Raw genomic sequence first — 15,957 nt, forward strand, 5'->3', positions numbered from 1 at the left:
GGTGCGTCGTCCGTGTCAAACCTACCGACCCACCGCCACATAAACTAGCGGCGATAGTTTTCGGACGCCGGGCACCCCCTCGCCGGAGGCCTACCCCTCCAGGTCCGGCAGGCGCGCCGGGGACGGGCAGATGCGCTCGCCGTGCCGGTCGAAGACGAACAGATGGGCGATGTCGACCAGGAGCGGGACCTGCATCCCGTGGCGGAGCTCGATGTCGGGGGTGGTGCGTACGACCAGGTCGCCCGGGAGGCGGGGCTCGGCGGAGGCGGGCTGGGCGGAGGGGGCGTCGTCCGGCTCGTCCATGACCACCACCGGGCCGGCACGCAGGGCGCCCGCACGCTCCCGCATGCGCTCCAGGACGGTCGGGCCGCCCTCCCGGCGGCGGCGCCGGGAGGGCCGTACGGCGGGACGCGGCGCCTCGAGGTCGGGTACGAAGGCGGGCTGGGAGCCGGTGTTGAAGTGGACCAGGACCTCGTGGCCCTGGAACTCCACGTGCTCCACCAGGCCGGTGATCGGCACCTCGCCGGGGCGGGCCGAGGAGCGCTCGGCGATGCGCACGGCCTCCGAGCGCAGCCCGACGATCACCTCCCGGCCCTGCTGCACGCGCAGCAACTGGTGGTCCAGGCACAGGGGTTCGGGCAGCCGCAGATACTGCTTGCCGAGACTGATGGTCATCGCGCCGTCGAGCGGGGCACGGACCAGGCCGCGCAGCAGGTTGATGCGCGGGGTGCCGATGAAGGCGGCGACGAAGACGTTGCGGGGCAGGGCGTAGACCACGCGCGGGGTGCCGACCTGCTGGAGCACCCCGCCGCGCAGCACGGCGACCCGGTCACCGAGCGACATGGCCTCGGCCTGGTCGTGGGTGACGTAGATGGTGGTGACGCCCAACTCGCGGGTGAGCTTGGAGATCTCGGCCCGCAGATGGTTGCGGAGCTTGGCGTCGAGGTTGGACAGCGGCTCGTCCATCAGGAAGGCGGAGGGGTGGCGGGCGATGGCCCGGCCCATGGCGACGCGCTGGCGTTCGCCGCCGGAGAGCTGGTTGGGGAAGCGCTCCAGGAGGTCCTCGATGCCGAGCATGCGGGCGGTGGCGTCCACGCGCGGGCGCGGGTCCTCGCCGGGGCTCTCGACGCGCAGCGGGAAGCCGATGTTCCCGCGGCTCGTCATGTTCGGGTAGAGGGCGAAGTTCTGGAAGACCATCGCCATGTTCCGGTCCGACGGGAGCAGGTCGTTGCAGTACTCGCCGTCCAGCAGCAGCTTGCCCTCCGTGATCTCCTCCAGCCCGGCGATCATTCTGAGCACGGTGGACTTGCCGCAGCCGGACGGACCGAGCAGCACGAGGAACTCACCCGGCCGGATGTCCAGCGACATCCGGTCCACCACGCGAACGCCTCGCGTGTAGGTCTTGCTCACGTCGTGCAGAGAGATGGCGCGTGTCATGACACTGCCCCCGGGGGCGTACTGAGCGAGCGCTGATGCTCCGCGGTCGAATGGCCCGTGCGGGTCGTACGGGCTGTGAGTCACGGAAGTTAACGGACTGTACGCGGTCGGGGGAAGGCAAAGGACGGAATCGGGCTCCTCATTCCGCCCACCGAGAAAGCGGACGCTCAGATTCAGTCGGCTCAGCGAGTCGCCGTCAGATGGGCGAAGACGACGACGTTGCTGCTGTAGCCCGTCCGGTGGCTGAAGAGACCACCGCAGGTGAGCACGCGCAACTCGGGGCGCCGGCTCGGGCCGTACACCTCCTTGTCGGGGAAGCGGGCCTTGTCGAAGACCCGTACGCGGTCCACGGTGTAGACCGCGGTGCGGCCGTCGGCGCGCCGGGCCTCGATCCGGCCGCCGGGGTGCACCTGCGCGAGCGCGGCGAAGACGGCGGCGCCGGTCCTCGTGTCCCGGTGTCCGACGGCGACGGCCGTGCCGGTCTCGCCCGGTGAGGGCCCGTCCTGGTACCAGCCGACGAGCTTGGGTCTGTCCAGCGGCGGGGTGCCGAGCCGGCGGTCGGGGCCGACCCGCACCGCGACGATCGGCGCGTCGATCCCCAGAGACGGTACGCGCAGGCCGGTCGCCGGCGACCGGGGCAGCGGCCGGGGCGGCGGGGCGGGCGTGGCCGAGGGCGTCGACTCGACGGCCCGGGGCCGTCCGTCGGCGACGCCGGGGGCCGGCTCGGCAGGTGCCTCGGCGGGCGCCGGCCCCCCGGCCCGGACGGGCGCGGCCGGGTGGTGGTGCCCCCCGCACCGCACGACCGTCACCAGGACGGCCACGATCATGGCCGTCCTGGCGAGGCGGTAGGCGCGGGTCCGGTACCACGGCCTGCGTCGGCGCCTACGCGGCACCGTGGGAGCGGCGGCGCCGCAGCACCCGGACGTAGACGGCTCCGCCGACCGCCACCAGGCCGACGCCCGCGGCCGCGCTCAGCGGGTTGTACGACTGCACGGTGTCGACGAGACCGCCGCCCCCGGCGTGCACGCCGCCCTTCGGCCCGCCGTCCTGGTGGCCGCCCGGACCGGCGTGGTCCTCGATCGTCCGGTTGGGGCCCTGCTGGCCGCGTTCCGGGTCGCGCCTGCTGTGGCAGTCGACGGTGAAGATCTTCTCCTTGGAACGGACGGGCAGGGCGTTCGGCGGCGTGAGGGGTGTGAAGGTCCACACCAGCGTGTACCTGCCGTCGGCCAGACCCAGGGTGTCCGTGTGACCGGCCCCGCCGGCGAGGGAGATCGTGCCGCTCACGGTGGCCGCGGTGGGCAGCGGGGGCTGTGCCGTGATGGAGTAGGAGACGCTGCTCACGTCGCCGAAGTTCGCGGCGTCGAGGTAGAACCTGCAGACCGCGGGGTCGTCCTTCGAGACACCGTAGGGCACGCGCTCCTCGTGGATCCTGATGTCGGCACCGTCGCCGGGGGCGGCCACAGCGGCCGTTGGCGCGAACCAGGAGGCCCCGGCCGCGGTGAGTACGGTGAGGGCGACGGCGCCGAGACGGGCGCCGGCGGACGGGGGCATCAAGGTGGGCATGGACGTTCCTCCGAGTCAGACGATTTTCATACAAATCGCTCTTTCACCTGACTCTCTTTCACATCCAGCCCTCGCCCTGCGGCAACGTCACCCGACGCGCCGTCAGATATCGCTCGACCGGCGCAATCGGCTTCCGGCCGGGCGCCCGTCCGAAGCGGTCCGGGCTACCTGGCCGCCGCCCGGGGCGGCCGGGCCACGCAGAGCACTGCCCGCCGAGAGCAACAGCAGCGCCCCGAGCATCACGAACGGAGCCGCCACGCCCGCGACCCCCGCGACCAGGCCCGCCGCGGCCGGCGCGGCGACCTGACCGAGGCGGTTGCCGGTCAGACGCAGCGCGAGTGCCGTGGAGCGCGCGCCGTCCGGGGCGGCCTGGACGACGGTCGTCATGGACAGCGGCTGGCCGACGCCGAGGCAGAAGCCGAGGGCGGCCAGCAGTGCACCGAGCGCCCACACCGGCATCGGCAGGGCGATCCCGGCGCACAGCAGGGCCGCCAGCAGACAGGTCACGGTCAGCAGCGCCGGCCGGCCGAGCAGCCGCAGCAGCGGGGTGAGGACCAGGCGGCAGGCGATGGTGGCCCCCGCACGCACGCTCAGCAGCACACCGATCACCGACGGCGCGATGCCCCGGTGCTCGCCGACCACCGGCAGATAGGCGGTGAGGATGTCGGTGGCCGACAGCACCGAGAGGCTGACGAGCATGCCCGCGGGCACGCCCCGGGCGCGCAGGATGTCCCCGACCGGCACGCGAACCGCTTCTCCCGTACGGGACTTCACTGCCGTACGGTCCTCGATGCGCCACAGCGAGGTGAACGCGACGGCGGCACCGGCGCCCGCCACCACGAGGGCCAGTGCGCTGGTGCCGGCCATGTCCGGGCCGCCGATGAGCACGCCCGCGGCGATCGGGCCGACCAGCTGACCGAGCGAGGCGCCGATGGTGAAGTGGCCGAAGTTGCGGTCCTGTTCGTGCGGGGCGGACCGGCGGGCGACGAGGGACTGGGAGCCGATCACGAAGCAGAGGTGGCCGAGGCCCATCACCCCGCTCCAGACCGCCATCGTCCCCAGGGAGCCCGCCATGCCGCTCAGTGCGCAGCCCCCCGCTATCAGGACCACGCCGACCGGCAGCAGCGGTGCGCAGCGGCCGTGGTCGGTGCGACGGCCCAGCGGTACGGCGGCGAAGAGCGGGAGGAGGGCGTAGACGCCCGCGATGACGCCGACCGCCCGCTCGTCGGCGCCCAGCGCGAGGGCCCGGTAGGAGACGGCGGGCCGGGCCATCGACACCGCCCCCTGCGCGAAGCCGAAGGCGATGACGAGGCGGAGCAGCCAGCCGCGGTTCCCACCGGGCCTCATGGTGAAGTCCTCCAGACGATGTGCGGGCCGAATCGGACCGTGTCCGGCCGGGCCGGACGGCGTGCGGGCCGGATCAGATGATGCCGTAGAGGATTCCCGCCCCGAGGATCACCAGTGAGGTGAGCACGGCCCACTTCACGACGAACCTGGTGTGGTCGCCGAACTCGACCTTGGCCATGCCCACCAGGACGTAGACGGCCGGGACGAGCGGGCTCGACATGTGCAGCGGCTGGGCGATGAGGGAGGCGCGGGCGATCTCCAGGGACGAGACGCCGTGGGCCTGGCCGGCCTCGGCGAGCACCGGCAGGATGCCGAAGTAGAAGCCGTCGTTCGACATGAAGTACGTGAGCGGGATGCTCAGGATGCCGGTGACGAAGGCCATGTGGGGGCCCATGCCGTCGGGGATGTTCTCGACCAGCCACTTGGCCATGTGGTCGACCATGCCGGTGCCCTGCAGGACGCCGGTGAAGACGGCGGCGGCGAAGACCATGCCGGAGACGTTGAGGACGTTCTCGGCGTGCGCGCCGAGGCGGGCCTTCTGGTCGGGCATGTGCGGGAAGTTGACCGTCAGGGCGAGCGCGGCACCGAGCAGGAACAGCACCGGGATCGGCAGCCACTCCATGATCATGGCGGTGAGGAGCGTCACCGTGAGCAGGGCGTTGAACCAGTACAGCTTCGGGCGCAGGGTGGCCCGGTCGGGGTCGAGGCCCTGGAAGCCCTCGTCCTCCTCCTTGGGCAGCTCCGCGTCCGTGCCAGAGCCCGAACCGCCGTTGCGGGAAAGGGACTTGCCGGTACCGGAGCCCACACCCGAACCGGAGCCGGCGCCGACCAACACGGTCTCCGTCTCCGTCTCCTTCTCCTCCACCAGCGCCTCGTCCAGCGTCAGCACGCCGAGCCGCTTGCGCTCGCGACGCCCGAGGACGTACGAGAGCGCGAGAACGAACACCAGGCCCGTGGCGAGCGCCGGGATCATCGGGACGAAGATGTCGCTCGCGTCGAGCTTGAGCGCGGTGGCAGCGCGGGCGGTCGGGCCGCCCCACGGCAGGGTGTTCATCACACCGTTGGCCATGGCGGCGACACCGGTCATCACGACCAGGCTCATCTTCAGGCGCTTGTACAGCGGGTACATCGCCGAGACAGTGATCATGAAGGTGGTCGAGCCGTCGCCGTCGAGCGAGACGATCGCGGCGAGGACGGCCGTACCGACGACGATCCGCAGCGGGTCGGCCTTGCAGAACTTCAGGATGGCCCGAACGATCGGGTCGAAGAGGCCGACGTCGATCATCACGCCGAAGTAGACGATCGCGAACATGAGCATCGCCGCGGTGGGGGCGAGGCTGGTGACGCCGTCGAGGACGTAGTCGCCGAGCTTCGCCCCCTTCCCGACGAAGACGCAGAACAGTGCCGGGATCAGCACGAGTGCCGCGATCGGCGACATCTTCTTCAGCATGATCAGGACCAGGAAGGTCGCGATCATGGCGAAGCCGAGGATGGTCAGCATGAGTGGATACCTAACGTTCGCCCTTGAACATCCCACCGGGCAGGCGGTGCGACGACGTTAGGTCCCTTCAAACGGCGTTAACAAGACGTTGACCTGTGAGCAATAAGCGCAAAACTGCAGGTCAGGGCTTTTCTCAGGTCAGAGGCATGACCATTTCGGCCGCGGCCGTGATGTCGACCTGCACTCCGTTGAGGACCGCGTTGCCCGAGAGCGGGTCGAGCAGGCTGCCGTCGAGGAGCTGGTTGACGTTGACGCCGGGGTCGGTGGCGGCATGGCTCATCCGGGTGCCGGGCCGGTCGTGGCCCCAGCCGTGCGGCAGGCTCACCACCCCCGGGCGCACGGCGTCGGTGACCTCCGCGGGGGCGGTCACCTCTCCCCCGGCGCCCTTCACGCGTACGGCGGCGCCGTCCAGCACACCGAGGCGCTCGGCGTCCTCGGGGTGGATGTGCAGGGTGCAGCGGTTGGTGCCGCCGGTGAGGGCGGGGACGTTGTGCATCCAGCTGTTGTTGGAGCGCAGGTGCCGGCGGCCGACCAGGACGAGTCCGTCGGGGAGCTCCTCCAGGGCCCGCTTCAGCCTGGGCAGGTCGCCGGCGATCGGCTGCGGCAGCAGTTCGACCCTGCCGCTCCTCGTCTTCAGCGGCTGCGGGAGGCGGGACCGCAGCGGACCGAGATCGATGCCGTGCGGGTGCGCGAGGAGCTGCTCCAGGCTCAGCCCGTCCGGTCGTACGCCGAAGCCGTCGCCGTAGGGGCCGAGGCGCAGCATCATGTCGAGCCGTCGCTCGGGGCCGCTCACACCGGTGAGGTCGGCGGCGAGTTCCTTCGGGTCGCGGCCGTGCACAGGGGAGTGCGGCTCCTTGACCGCCTTGCCGAGGGTCTGCGCGATCACCATGTCGTCGACGGCGGACGGATCGGCGCCGTGCATGCCGGTGGCCGCCAGGACCAGCCGGGCGAGGATCTCGGTCTCGGCGAGGCGGCCGGGCTCCAGGGGGACGGCGGGGCGGGTGTAGCGGACCTGGTTGCGTACGGCCAGGGTGTTGAAGGCGAAGTCGTGGTGCGGGCTCTGGGAGGGCGGGGGCGGCGGCAGGACGACATGGGCGTGGCGCGAGGTCTCGTTGAGGTAGGGGTCGACGCTGACCATGAAGTCCAGGGAGTCCAGGGCCTTGTCGAGCCGGTCGCCGTCGGGCGCGGACAGCACCGGGTTGGCGGCGACGGCGACCAGCGCCCGGACCGGCTCGCCCTGCTCGGTGGCGGTGTCGATCTCCTCGGCGAGCGCGGAGAGCGGCAACTCACCCTTCGCCTCGGGGTGTTCGCTCACCCGCGAGTGCCAGCGGCCGAGCGTGAAGCCGTGGCTCGGTCCGGCCGGGCGGGGCGTCCTGTCGGTTGCCGCCTGCGGGAAGAGGGCGCCGCCGGGGCGGTCGAGGTTGCCGGTGAGGATGTTGAGGACGTCGACGAGCCAGCTGCCGAGCGTGCCGTAGGGGACGGTGCAGCTGCCGATGCGGCCGTACGCGGCGGCGGTGGGGGCGGCGGCGAGTTCACGGGCGAGGGCGCGCGTCACGTCGGCGTCCACGTCGCAGGCCGGGGCGACCGCTTCGGGAGTGAAGTCCCTTACCGCTTCGCGCAGTTCGTCGAGGCCCTGGAGGTGCGGGGTCAGCGCCCCGGGATCGACGAGGCCCTCCTCGAACAGGACGTACGTCATGGCCGCGAGGAGGAGCGCGTCGGTGCCGGGGCGGATCGCGAGGTGCCGGTCGGCGAGTTTCGCGGTGCGGGTGCGGCGCGGGTCGATGACCGTGAGGGTGCCGCCGCGGGCCTTGAGGGCCTTGAGCTTGCCGGGGAAGTCGGCGGCGGTGCACAGACTCCCGTTGGACTCCAGGGGGTTGGCACCGATGAGGAGCAGATGGTCGGTGTGGTCCAGGTCCGGCACGGGGATCGCGTTCGCGTCGCCGAAGAGAAGGCCGCTGGAGACGTGCTTGGGCATCTGGTCGACGGTGGACGCGGTGAAGACGCTGCGGGTGCCGAGGCCGGCGAGCAGCACCGGCGGGTAGAGGGCGCCGGCCATGGTGTGCACGTTGGGGTTGCCGAGGACCACGCCCACCGCGTGCGGGCCGTGCCGCTCGACGACGGGCCTCAGGCCCGCGGCGACCGCGTCGAAGGCCTCCTCCCAGGTGGCCTCGCGCAGTTCGCCGTCCTTGCGTACGAGCGGGGTGCGCAGCCGGTCGGGGTCGCCGTCGACGGCACCGAACGAGGCGCCCTTGGGGCAGATGAACCCCTTGCTGAACACGTCGTCGCGATCGCCTCGGGCGCCGGTGACCCGGGTTCCCTCGATGGTGAGGGTCAGCCCACAGGTGGCCTCGCACAGGGGACAGATACGCAGAGCGGTGCGGGACACGGGGTCCTCCCGATGGGCGACGACGCTGGGCCCGACCGAGCATACCGACTGGTATGCAAGTGCGGGAGGCCCCGTCGGGGATGAGGTCGGAAATCTGCGAGGCGCACACCGGACCGCTCCCGACCGCCATCGGACCGCCCGGAACTCTCGGACCGCTCTCAGTCCAGCACCCGCGCCAGATAGGCCCGCAACAGCTCCCGCGCCTCGTCGATGATCTTGGGGTCGCCCTCGGGCGCCATTCTGAAGGCGAGGTGGACCAGGGTGTCGGCGGTCTCCACGGCGATGAGGAAGGCGCGGCGCAGATCCTCGTCCGGCTCCCGGTCGAGATAGCCGGACAGCAGGTCGGTGAGGCGGTCGGCGACCCGGTGGTTGGGTTCGGCGTTGCGGGCGCCGACCGGGATCTGGTTGCCGAAGTCGACGAGGGAGAAGCCCGGGGCGGTGCGCTTCATGGCCAGGTACTCGTCGAGGACGGCGTCCATCGCCGAGCGCCAGCCCCCGTCACCGGCCGACTTCAGCCGCTCGGTGACCTGCTGGGTGAAGCGCTCCAGGTTGCGCTGGGCGAGCGCGTCGGCCATCTGCCGCTTGTTGCCGAAGAAACGGTAGACCGAGCCGATGGGGACCTGGGCGCGCTGGGCCACGGCCCGGGTGCTCAGGTCGTCGTAACCGACCTCGTCGAGGAGGTCGGCGCAGGCGTCGAGGATTTTGGTCAGACGTTCTGCACTGCGCCGCTGCACAGGCGCACGGCGTAGCGATGTCGCGTGGGGCACGGGCTTCATGATGCCTTTCCGGCGCGCTCCGGAGAACCTCGCCCCCCAGTACGCGTATAGGTGCTACGTGCACTCAACGCGCGCGCGGCCGGACTGCCGCCCGGGGCGCCCGCCGCCTCGGACGCCGTGATGTCGGCGGTGCTCTCGACGGGCTCGCCCTTCACCGCCCACACGGTGCCGTCGTCGGCGTACAGCCGGGCGGTGACGTGGTGCGTGCCGCGGGGCACGAGCCGGGCCGGGAGGCGGTACGTGAGGCCACTGAGCCGGGTGGCGAGCCGGTCGTCGACGAAGACGTAGGCGACGCCTCGGCCCGCCCTCGCCCGCGGCGACGCATCGCCGGGAGAGAAGCGGAAGTTGTGGACGGTCAGGCGGACGTCCCAGGTGTCATGGACGTCCGGCTGCACCTCGATGCCGACCTCGGGCGCGCCCTTCTTCTGCACCTCACGGTAGTGCCGGCCCTCTTTGTCCGTATGGGGCAGGACCTTGCCCACCGGGGAGACCGACTCCCCGTTCTTCCCCTCGCGGGCGACACCGGAGCCGCAGCTCGCGGATCCGGTCAGCAGCAGGACACAGACCGCGAGCACGGCCAGGAGACCCCGCGTCCACGACATGCCCGGGAGACTAGAACACCGGTCCGGCCGCCGGATCCCCCTGGAGTCTGGTTCTCGTTCCTCCCCGGTTCCTCCCTGGTGAGGAGGTCCCCAGGCCCCCTTGCGCCGACGAAACCGCAATCCTACGGTGATACATAGGAATCAGATGCGCAGGAATCAGGCCGCGGCAGTTCGCAAGGGAGCGACGATGAGCGATGGGGGTACCGCCCGCACGAGCGGGTTCGAGCGCGGGGGAGCGCGCAAGACGGCCGAGGGGCTGACCTACCTGACCGGTTTCGGCAACGAGCACAGCTCCGAGGCCGTCCCCGGCGCCCTGCCCGTGGGCCGCAACTCGCCACAGCGCGCGCCCCTCGGGCTGTACGCGGAACAGCTCAGCGGTACGGCGTTCACCGAGCCGCGGGCCCACAACCGGCGCTCCTGGCTCTACCGGATCCGCCCGTCGGCCGCGCACCCGGCGTTCACGCGCACGGACAACGGCTCGATCCGTACGGCCCCCTTCACCGAGTCGGTGCCCGACCCCAACCGCCTGCGCTGGAACCCGCTGCCCGAACCCGCGTCCGGTACGGACTTCCTCGCGGGCCTGTGGACCCTCGGCGGCAACGGCGACGCCACGCAGCGCGCCGGCATGGCGGTGCACCTGTATCACGCCAACTCCTCGATGGAGCGCGTCTTCAGCGATGCGGACGGCGAGCTGCTGATCGTCCCGGAGCGCGGCGGGCTGCTGCTGCGCACCGAGTTCGGGCTTCTGCATGTGGAACCGGGACATGTGGCGCTGGTTCCCCGTGGGGTGCGCTTCCGTGTGGAGCTGCTGGACGCCTTTGCCCGCGGTTATGTGTGCGAGAACTACGGGGCCCCCTTCGGCCTCCCCGACCTCGGCCCGATCGGCGCCAACGGCCTCGCCAACGCCCGCGACTTCCAGGCCCCCGTCGCCGCGTACGAGGCCTACGAGACCGACACCGACACGGCGGGCCCGGTGGAGGTCGTGAACAAGTTCTGCGGCAACCTCTGGACGGCCCTGTACGACCACTCGCCGCTCGACGTGGTCGCCTGGCACGGCAACCTCGTCCCGTACGTCTACGACCTGCGCCGCTTCAACTCCATCGGCACCATCTCCTACGACCACCCCGACCCGTCGATCTTCACCGTCCTGACGTCGCCGTCCGACACCCCGGGCCTGGCCGGCGTCGACTTCGTCGTCTTCGCGCCGCGCTGGCTGGTCGGCGAGGACACCTTCCGGCCGCCGTACTTCCACCGGAACGTGATGAGCGAGTACATGGGCCTGATCGAGGGCGCCTACGACGCCAAGACCGCCGGGAAGGGGGGCTTCGTGCCGGGCGGCGGGTCGCTGCACAACATGATGTCGGCGCACGGTCCGGACCGGGAGACGTTCGACCGGGCGAGCGCGGCCGAACTGAAGCCGCAGAGGGTGGACGACGGGCTGGCGTTCATGTTCGAGACGCGCTGGCCGGTGACGCTCACCCCGCACGCGGCGGGCGCGGAGCACCTGCAGCAGCGCTACGACGACGTGTGGCAGGGCCTGGAGAGGCATTTCCGCCCCTTGCACTGAAGATTCACTACCGGTACGGATGGCCCCGTGACCTCCTTCGCCCCGGACTCGATCGTCCTGAACCGCAAGCTGCCGCTCTGGTACCAGGTGTCGCAGTCCCTGCGCGCCTCGATACTCGGCCGCTCGCCCCGGGACCCGCTGCGACTGCCCACCGAGGAGCAGTTGGCCGGGCACTACGGGGTCAGCGTGCTGACCATGCGGCAGGCGCTGAAGGAGCTGGAGGACGAGGGCCTGATCACGCGCCACCGCCGCCGGGGCACGTTCATCGAGCCGCAGGCCAGACGGGGTGCCCCGGTCCGCCTGCTCGGCTCGGTGGACGCCATCGTGGCCCAGCAGTCGGGGATGACGACCGAGCTGCTGGGCCACGGCCCGGCGCCCGTGCCGCCCGAACTCGCCGAGTACTTCCCGGAGATCGACGAGGTGGGCACGTACCACCGTCTGCGCGGCGACGAGAAGACGGGCGAGCCGACCAACCACGCCCGCAACTACGTCCGGCCCGAACTGGCCGCCCGCATCGACCCGTCGGACCTGCTGCGCTGGCCGATGACCAAGGTGCTGCGTGACGTGATGCTGGCGGACATCAGCCGCATCACGGACACCGTGGAGGCCCGTCTGGCGGACCCGGAGACCGCCCGGCTGCTCCAAGTCCCGCTGCTCAGCCCGATCCTGCACTACACGGGTGTGACCTACGACGCACAGGGAAGAGTCCTGGACGCGGCGGTGATCCACTACCGCGGCGACCGTTTCTCCTTCACGGTGACCCTGGACGCCACATGACCGCAGTGCCCGTACCACGCCGTACGATGCCGAGCGTGACGCACGACGACGCTCCGCTGCTGGCGGACCTCATGCCGTGGTCCGTCGCACCGCCGCGGCTCGGCCGGGGGTGGCCGACGGGCCCCGACGCCGCATCCCTGAAAGCCCGCTGGGACGCCCTGCTGAAGGCCGAGGGCCCGGACCGGGAGGCCCTGTTCGAGCCGACCCGCTCGCGCACCCTGCACACGGCGGTCGGCCGGCTCCCGGGCCAGTCGAGCGGCACCGAGAAGCTGATCCGTGCCGCGGGCCCCTGCCCGGACCCCGTACGGGTCCTGCACGCCCCCTTCGACCAGCAGTGGCTGATCCCCGACCACCGGCTGATCGACGCGGCCCGTCCCGAGCTGTGGCGGGTGGCCGACGAGCGGCAGATCTTCGTGGTGGAGACACCGTCGGAGACGACCGCACCCCGGGTCCTGGCCACGTCCTGCCTCTCCCTCCTCCGCCCCGGCCGCATCCGTCCCCTGTACCGCCGCCCCGGCGGCACGGAACCCAACCTCGCGCCGGGGCTGCTCGACCACCTGGGCGCCCGGCTCGGCCACTCCCCCACGGCGCCGGACTTCCTCGCCTGGACGCTGTCGGCCGTACGGCCCGACCTGACGGTCCCGCTCACCGGGGACGCGGAACTCTGGTCGCACGGAGTGGAGTTGGGCCGCCGCACGCTCTGGCTGATGCGCCGGGACGGCGACCGTCCCAAGCTGCCGGGGGGCCGCAGGCCGTATGTGCGTGCCCCGCTGCCCTCACGGCCGCTCACGATCGACTACGACCGCGACGAGGAGACGCTGCTGCTCGACGAGGGCCGCATCTCCCCGGTGCCACCCGAGGCCTGGGACTTCGAGGCGGCCGGCGTCCGGGTCCTGGAGCAGTGGTTCACGGCCCGCACGGCCCGGGCGGAGCCGGGAACACTGACGGCGATCCGGCCGGCGACATGGCCGCAGACGTGGACCTCGGAGCTGCTGGAGCTGATCACGGTCCTGGCGCTGCTGGCCGAACTGCGGTCACAGCAGGAGGAGTTGACGGTGACGGCACCCGTCACCGCCTCCGACCTGCACAAGGCGGGAGTGCTCCCGGCGCCGGAGACGACACGGAAGCCGGCCTCGGTCCTCGATCACCACGAGGAGGGACCCGAGGGCCAGTTCGCGCTGATCTAGCCCCCGGCCCCCGTTCCCACGCCTTCTGGTTCCCGCGCCAAGTGCCCCGGCAGGCAACGTCTGCCCGTCAAGGAGCGGCGTCCGGTGCGTGCTCTCGCCCGTGCCGGGTGCGGGCCCCTACGGGACGCACTTGGGCCTGTGCCCGGCGCGGCGAGTGGGGGCACCTCCCACGCCCTTGAGGCAGCGGGGAGCGTGCCGGGCGTCGCGACGGGGCGAACGTCGCCTGCCGGGGCCCCTAGTTCCCGGGCGCGAAGGCGTCCAGTATCCGCTCCACCATCAGCTCGAAGGCCCCGTCGAGATCGATCGGCCCCGGATCCTCCGTGAACGCCGCGGCCATCCGCGGATAGGCGCCGCCGGCCACCTGGCTCCCCAGGTAGGCGATCCGCACCGCGCTCTCCTCCTCCGCCGACCACGGCAGCGACCGCGTCCGCTCGGCGGCGGCCAGCTCCGTCGCGACGTACGACGTCACGCACCCGTTCAACATGCCGACCAGCTGCATCTTCATGCCGTAGCGCACCTGGAGCGGATCCAGGCAGACCAGGCAGTGCTCCAGGTAGCGCAGGGCATTCGGGCTGAAGCCGTAGACCGGTGACATCAGCCGGGTCATCCACGGATGCCGGTGCATCAGCGCCCGCGTCTGCCCGGCGACCCGGCGCATGTCGCCCCGCCAGTCCCCCGACGGCTCCCACAGGTCGTGCTCGCCGCTGACCGCGTCCACCATCAGCTCGTACAGGTCCTCTTTACGGGGGACGTAGTTGTACAGCGACATGGTCCCGCAGCCCAGCTCGGCCGCGACATGCCGCATCGACACCGCGTCCAGGCCACCGGAGTCGGCGACGCGCACCGCCGCCGCCGCGATGTCGGCGCGTGTGTACGCCGGCCTCGGCCCCCGGCCCGTCCGCTCGGGACGCGCCCAGATCACTTCGGGTACCGCCGCTCGGCCCGCCATCGATCATCACCTCGGCCACCATCCTAGTTACGTACAGCGTACGTAGTGCGCTATGGTCGGGACATGACTTCTACGTACGCTGTACTTAGTGAAGGTCTGAAGAAAAGGTTCGGCAAGGTGCAGGCGGTGCGCGGGCTGGATCTCGCGGTGGCCCAGGGCACGGTCTGCGGTGTCCTCGGGCCCAACGGGGCGGGCAAGACGACGGCCGTACGGCTGCTGACGACGCTGCTGCGGCCCGACGAGGGCTCGGCTCGGGTCGCGGGCCACGACCTCGTCCGGGAGCCCGCGGCCGTACGGCGCAGGATCGGCGTCACCGGGCAGTACGCGTCGGTCGACGGCGACCTCACGGGCCGCGAGAACCTGCGGCTGTTCGCGCGGCTGCACCGGGTGCGGGCGCCCGGACAGCGCGCCGACGAGCTCCTCGACCGGTTCGGGCTGGCCGAGGCGGCGAACCGGCCCGCGTCCGGGTACTCCGGCGGCATGCGGCGCCGGCTGGACCTGGCGGCCAGCCTGATCCGCCGCCCCGACGTGCTGTTCCTGGACGAGCCGACGACCGGGCTCGACCCCTCCAGCCGCAACCTGATCTGGGACGCGGTGCGTGAGCTGACGGCCGATGGCACGACGGTGCTGCTGACCACGCAGTACCTGGAGGAGGCCGACCAACTCGCCGACGACATCGCCCTGGTGGACCGGGGGCGGGTGGCGCACACGGGGTCGCCCTCGCAGTTCAAGGCGGTCATCGGCACGTATGTCGAGGTCATCGTCACGGATGCGGACATGATGGCGAAGGCGGCCGGCGTGATCGACCAACTCACGGGCGCCGAGCCGTCGTTCGACCGCGAGCGATACGCCGTCGGCGCGGTCACCCGGGACCGCACACTCACGCTGCCCCGCCTGGTGCGCGAACTCGACGCGGCGGGCGTGCCATTGCTCGACGCGAGCCTGCGACCGCCGACGCTGGACGAGGCGTTCCTCCGGCTGACCGAAGACGACAAGGAGCGTGCGGCATGAGCACGATGGCGTACGACGGAACAGCCCTGCTGGGTCGTCAGCTGCGGCGGATGCGGAACAACCCGGGGCTGCTGATCCTCTCCCAGACGATGCCGATCAGCATGCTGCTGTTCTTCGGGTACGTCTTCGGCAGCGCGCTGGCCATGCCGGGCGGGGAGTACCGGTCCTTCCTGGTGCCGGGACTGCTGGTGGCGACGGCCGCGAACGGCATCATGACCGGTATGTTCCAGGCCGCCCAGGACACGCACCGGGGCGTCATGGACCGGCTGCGGACGCTGCCGATCAGCCGGACGGCCGTGCCGCTCGGTCAGGCCGTGGCGGACGTCGTCGTCACGGCCGCCGGGACCGTGCCGTTCCTTCTGGTGGGACTCGCCGTGGGATGGCGTATCGAAGGGAGCGCGCTCGAAGCGGTGGGCGCCGTCGGCCTGTTGCTGCTGTTCCGGTTCGCGACGACGTGGGTCGGGATCTTCCTCGGCATGCTGACACGGAGCGAGGAGGCCGCGGGTCAGCTGGGTGGCGCGACCTTCATGCTGCCGCTGCTGTCCAACGCCTACATCCCGACCGAGGGTCTGCCGGGCTGGCTGCGGACGGTCGCCGAGTGGAATCCGATCAGCGCGGTGACGACGGCCCTGCGGGACCTCTTCGGCAACGCTCCGGTGCCGGGGGACGCGGCCTGGCCGGTGGCGCACCCGGTCGCCGGGTCACTGATGTGGTGCGCCGTGCTGATCGCGGTGTTCCTGCCGCTCGCGGTGCGCAGGTATGCGCGCGGGGAGCGCTGACCTCAACGGCCGGAGACACAGGGGGTGTCGCCTCGGGTACCGAGCGGGTGGGACGTACCGGAGGTGATGGATCGG

At 71.6% G+C, this 15,957-nt stretch carries 14 protein-coding genes; 5 read left to right on the plus strand and 9 right to left on the minus strand.

Annotated features, from left to right (window positions below; genetic code table 11):
* Nucleotides 1-90: 90 nt before the first annotated feature.
* From ACYUED_RS09225 to ACYUED_RS09260, 8 genes are all read right to left on the minus strand, one after another.
* A complete protein-coding gene (locus ACYUED_RS09225) occupies nucleotides 91-1,437 on the minus strand; it encodes an ABC transporter ATP-binding protein (protein WP_491291787.1) in 1,347 nt (448 codons plus the stop codon).
* Nucleotides 1,438-1,619: 182 nt separating this feature from the next.
* Nucleotides 1,620-2,264: a class F sortase gene (locus tag ACYUED_RS09230; protein ID WP_491291789.1), complete on the minus strand. Its 645-nt coding sequence runs from the start codon at nucleotides 2,262-2,264 to the stop codon at nucleotides 1,620-1,622.
* A gap of 55 nt (nucleotides 2,265-2,319) precedes the next feature.
* Nucleotides 2,320-3,000 carry a hypothetical protein gene (locus ACYUED_RS09235; protein ID WP_491291790.1) on the minus strand — a complete coding sequence of 227 codons (681 nt, stop codon included), beginning with the start codon at nucleotides 2,998-3,000 and terminating at the stop codon, nucleotides 2,320-2,322.
* A 102-nt stretch (nucleotides 3,001-3,102) separates the two neighbouring features.
* A complete protein-coding gene (locus ACYUED_RS09240) occupies nucleotides 3,103-4,347 on the minus strand; it encodes an MFS transporter (RefSeq protein ID WP_491291791.1) in 1,245 nt (414 codons plus the stop codon).
* A gap of 73 nt (nucleotides 4,348-4,420) precedes the next feature.
* Complete coding sequence (locus ACYUED_RS09245) at nucleotides 4,421-5,848, minus strand: CitMHS family transporter (RefSeq protein ID WP_491291792.1); 1,428 nt, start codon at nucleotides 5,846-5,848, stop codon at nucleotides 4,421-4,423.
* Nucleotides 5,849-5,981: 133 nt separating this feature from the next.
* A complete protein-coding gene (locus ACYUED_RS09250) occupies nucleotides 5,982-8,234 on the minus strand; it encodes a molybdopterin oxidoreductase family protein (RefSeq protein WP_491291793.1) in 2,253 nt (750 codons plus the stop codon).
* Nucleotides 8,235-8,392: 158 nt separating this feature from the next.
* Nucleotides 8,393-9,010, minus strand: coding sequence for a TetR/AcrR family transcriptional regulator (locus ACYUED_RS09255; RefSeq protein ID WP_491291794.1), 618 nt, complete (start codon nucleotides 9,008-9,010; stop codon nucleotides 8,393-8,395).
* Nucleotides 9,007-9,612 (minus strand): hypothetical protein, encoded by a 606-nt coding sequence (locus ACYUED_RS09260; RefSeq protein ID WP_491291796.1) that lies wholly within the window; start codon nucleotides 9,610-9,612, stop codon nucleotides 9,007-9,009. Before ACYUED_RS09260 ends, ACYUED_RS09255 begins: the two co-directional genes overlap by 4 nt.
* 187 nt (nucleotides 9,613-9,799) lie before the next feature.
* On the opposite strand from ACYUED_RS09260, the gene hmgA reads away from it, so the two are divergent.
* The 3 genes from hmgA to ACYUED_RS09275 are packed head-to-tail and all read left to right on the plus strand — an operon-like array spanning nucleotide 9,800 to nucleotide 13,143.
* Nucleotides 9,800-11,179 (plus strand): homogentisate 1,2-dioxygenase, encoded by a 1,380-nt coding sequence (gene hmgA / locus ACYUED_RS09265; RefSeq protein WP_491291797.1) that lies wholly within the window; start codon nucleotides 9,800-9,802, stop codon nucleotides 11,177-11,179.
* Between the two features lie 27 nt (nucleotides 11,180-11,206).
* The gene (locus tag ACYUED_RS09270) at nucleotides 11,207-11,956 is read left to right on the plus strand and encodes a GntR family transcriptional regulator (protein WP_491291798.1); all 750 of its coding nucleotides are present in this window, start codon (nucleotides 11,207-11,209) and stop codon (nucleotides 11,954-11,956) included.
* Nucleotides 11,957-11,982: 26 nt separating this feature from the next.
* Nucleotides 11,983-13,143: a type ISP restriction/modification enzyme gene (locus tag ACYUED_RS09275; protein ID WP_491294193.1), complete on the plus strand. Its 1,161-nt coding sequence runs from the start codon at nucleotides 11,983-11,985 to the stop codon at nucleotides 13,141-13,143.
* A gap of 235 nt (nucleotides 13,144-13,378) precedes the next feature.
* On the opposite strand, the gene ACYUED_RS09280 is transcribed toward ACYUED_RS09275, so the two are convergent.
* Entirely contained in the window at nucleotides 13,379-14,092 is a 714-nt protein-coding gene (locus tag ACYUED_RS09280) for a TetR/AcrR family transcriptional regulator (RefSeq protein WP_491291799.1), read from the minus strand.
* 63 nt (nucleotides 14,093-14,155) lie between these two features.
* On the opposite strand from ACYUED_RS09280, the gene ACYUED_RS09285 reads away from it, so the two are divergent.
* Both ACYUED_RS09285 and ACYUED_RS09290 read left to right on the plus strand, forming a co-directional pair.
* A complete protein-coding gene (locus ACYUED_RS09285) occupies nucleotides 14,156-15,103 on the plus strand; it encodes an ATP-binding cassette domain-containing protein (RefSeq protein ID WP_491291800.1) in 948 nt (315 codons plus the stop codon).
* Nucleotides 15,100-15,882, plus strand: coding sequence for an ABC transporter permease (locus ACYUED_RS09290; protein ID WP_491291801.1), 783 nt, complete (start codon nucleotides 15,100-15,102; stop codon nucleotides 15,880-15,882). Before ACYUED_RS09285 ends, ACYUED_RS09290 begins: the two co-directional genes overlap by 4 nt.
* Nucleotides 15,883-15,957 lie beyond the last annotated feature (75 nt).

It is taken from the genome of Streptomyces sp. DF42 (assembly GCF_058267695.1).

Coding starts and splice junctions, on each gene's coding strand:
- ACYUED_RS09225 (WP_491291787.1), bottom strand. CDS start 1,437: ATGACACGCGCCATCTCTCTGCACGACGTGAGCAAGACCTACACGCGA.
- ACYUED_RS09230 (WP_491291789.1), bottom strand. CDS start 2,264: ATGATCGTGGCCGTCCTGGTGACGGTCGTGCGGTGCGGGGGGCACCAC.
- ACYUED_RS09235 (WP_491291790.1), bottom strand. CDS start 3,000: ATGCCCACCTTGATGCCCCCGTCCGCCGGCGCCCGTCTCGGCGCCGTC.
- ACYUED_RS09240 (WP_491291791.1), bottom strand. CDS start 4,347: ATGAGGCCCGGTGGGAACCGCGGCTGGCTGCTCCGCCTCGTCATCGCC.
- ACYUED_RS09245 (WP_491291792.1), bottom strand. CDS start 5,848: ATGCTGACCATCCTCGGCTTCGCCATGATCGCGACCTTCCTGGTCCTG.
- ACYUED_RS09255 (WP_491291794.1), bottom strand. CDS start 9,010: ATGAAGCCCGTGCCCCACGCGACATCGCTACGCCGTGCGCCTGTGCAG.
- ACYUED_RS09260 (WP_491291796.1), bottom strand. CDS start 9,612: ATGTCGTGGACGCGGGGTCTCCTGGCCGTGCTCGCGGTCTGTGTCCTG.
- hmgA (WP_491291797.1), top strand. CDS start 9,800: ATGAGCGATGGGGGTACCGCCCGCACGAGCGGGTTCGAGCGCGGGGGA.
- ACYUED_RS09275 (WP_491294193.1), top strand. CDS start 11,983: ATGCCGAGCGTGACGCACGACGACGCTCCGCTGCTGGCGGACCTCATG.
- ACYUED_RS09280 (WP_491291799.1), bottom strand. CDS start 14,092: ATGGCGGGCCGAGCGGCGGTACCCGAAGTGATCTGGGCGCGTCCCGAG.
- ACYUED_RS09285 (WP_491291800.1), top strand. CDS start 14,156: ATGACTTCTACGTACGCTGTACTTAGTGAAGGTCTGAAGAAAAGGTTC.
- ACYUED_RS09290 (WP_491291801.1), top strand. CDS start 15,100: ATGAGCACGATGGCGTACGACGGAACAGCCCTGCTGGGTCGTCAGCTG.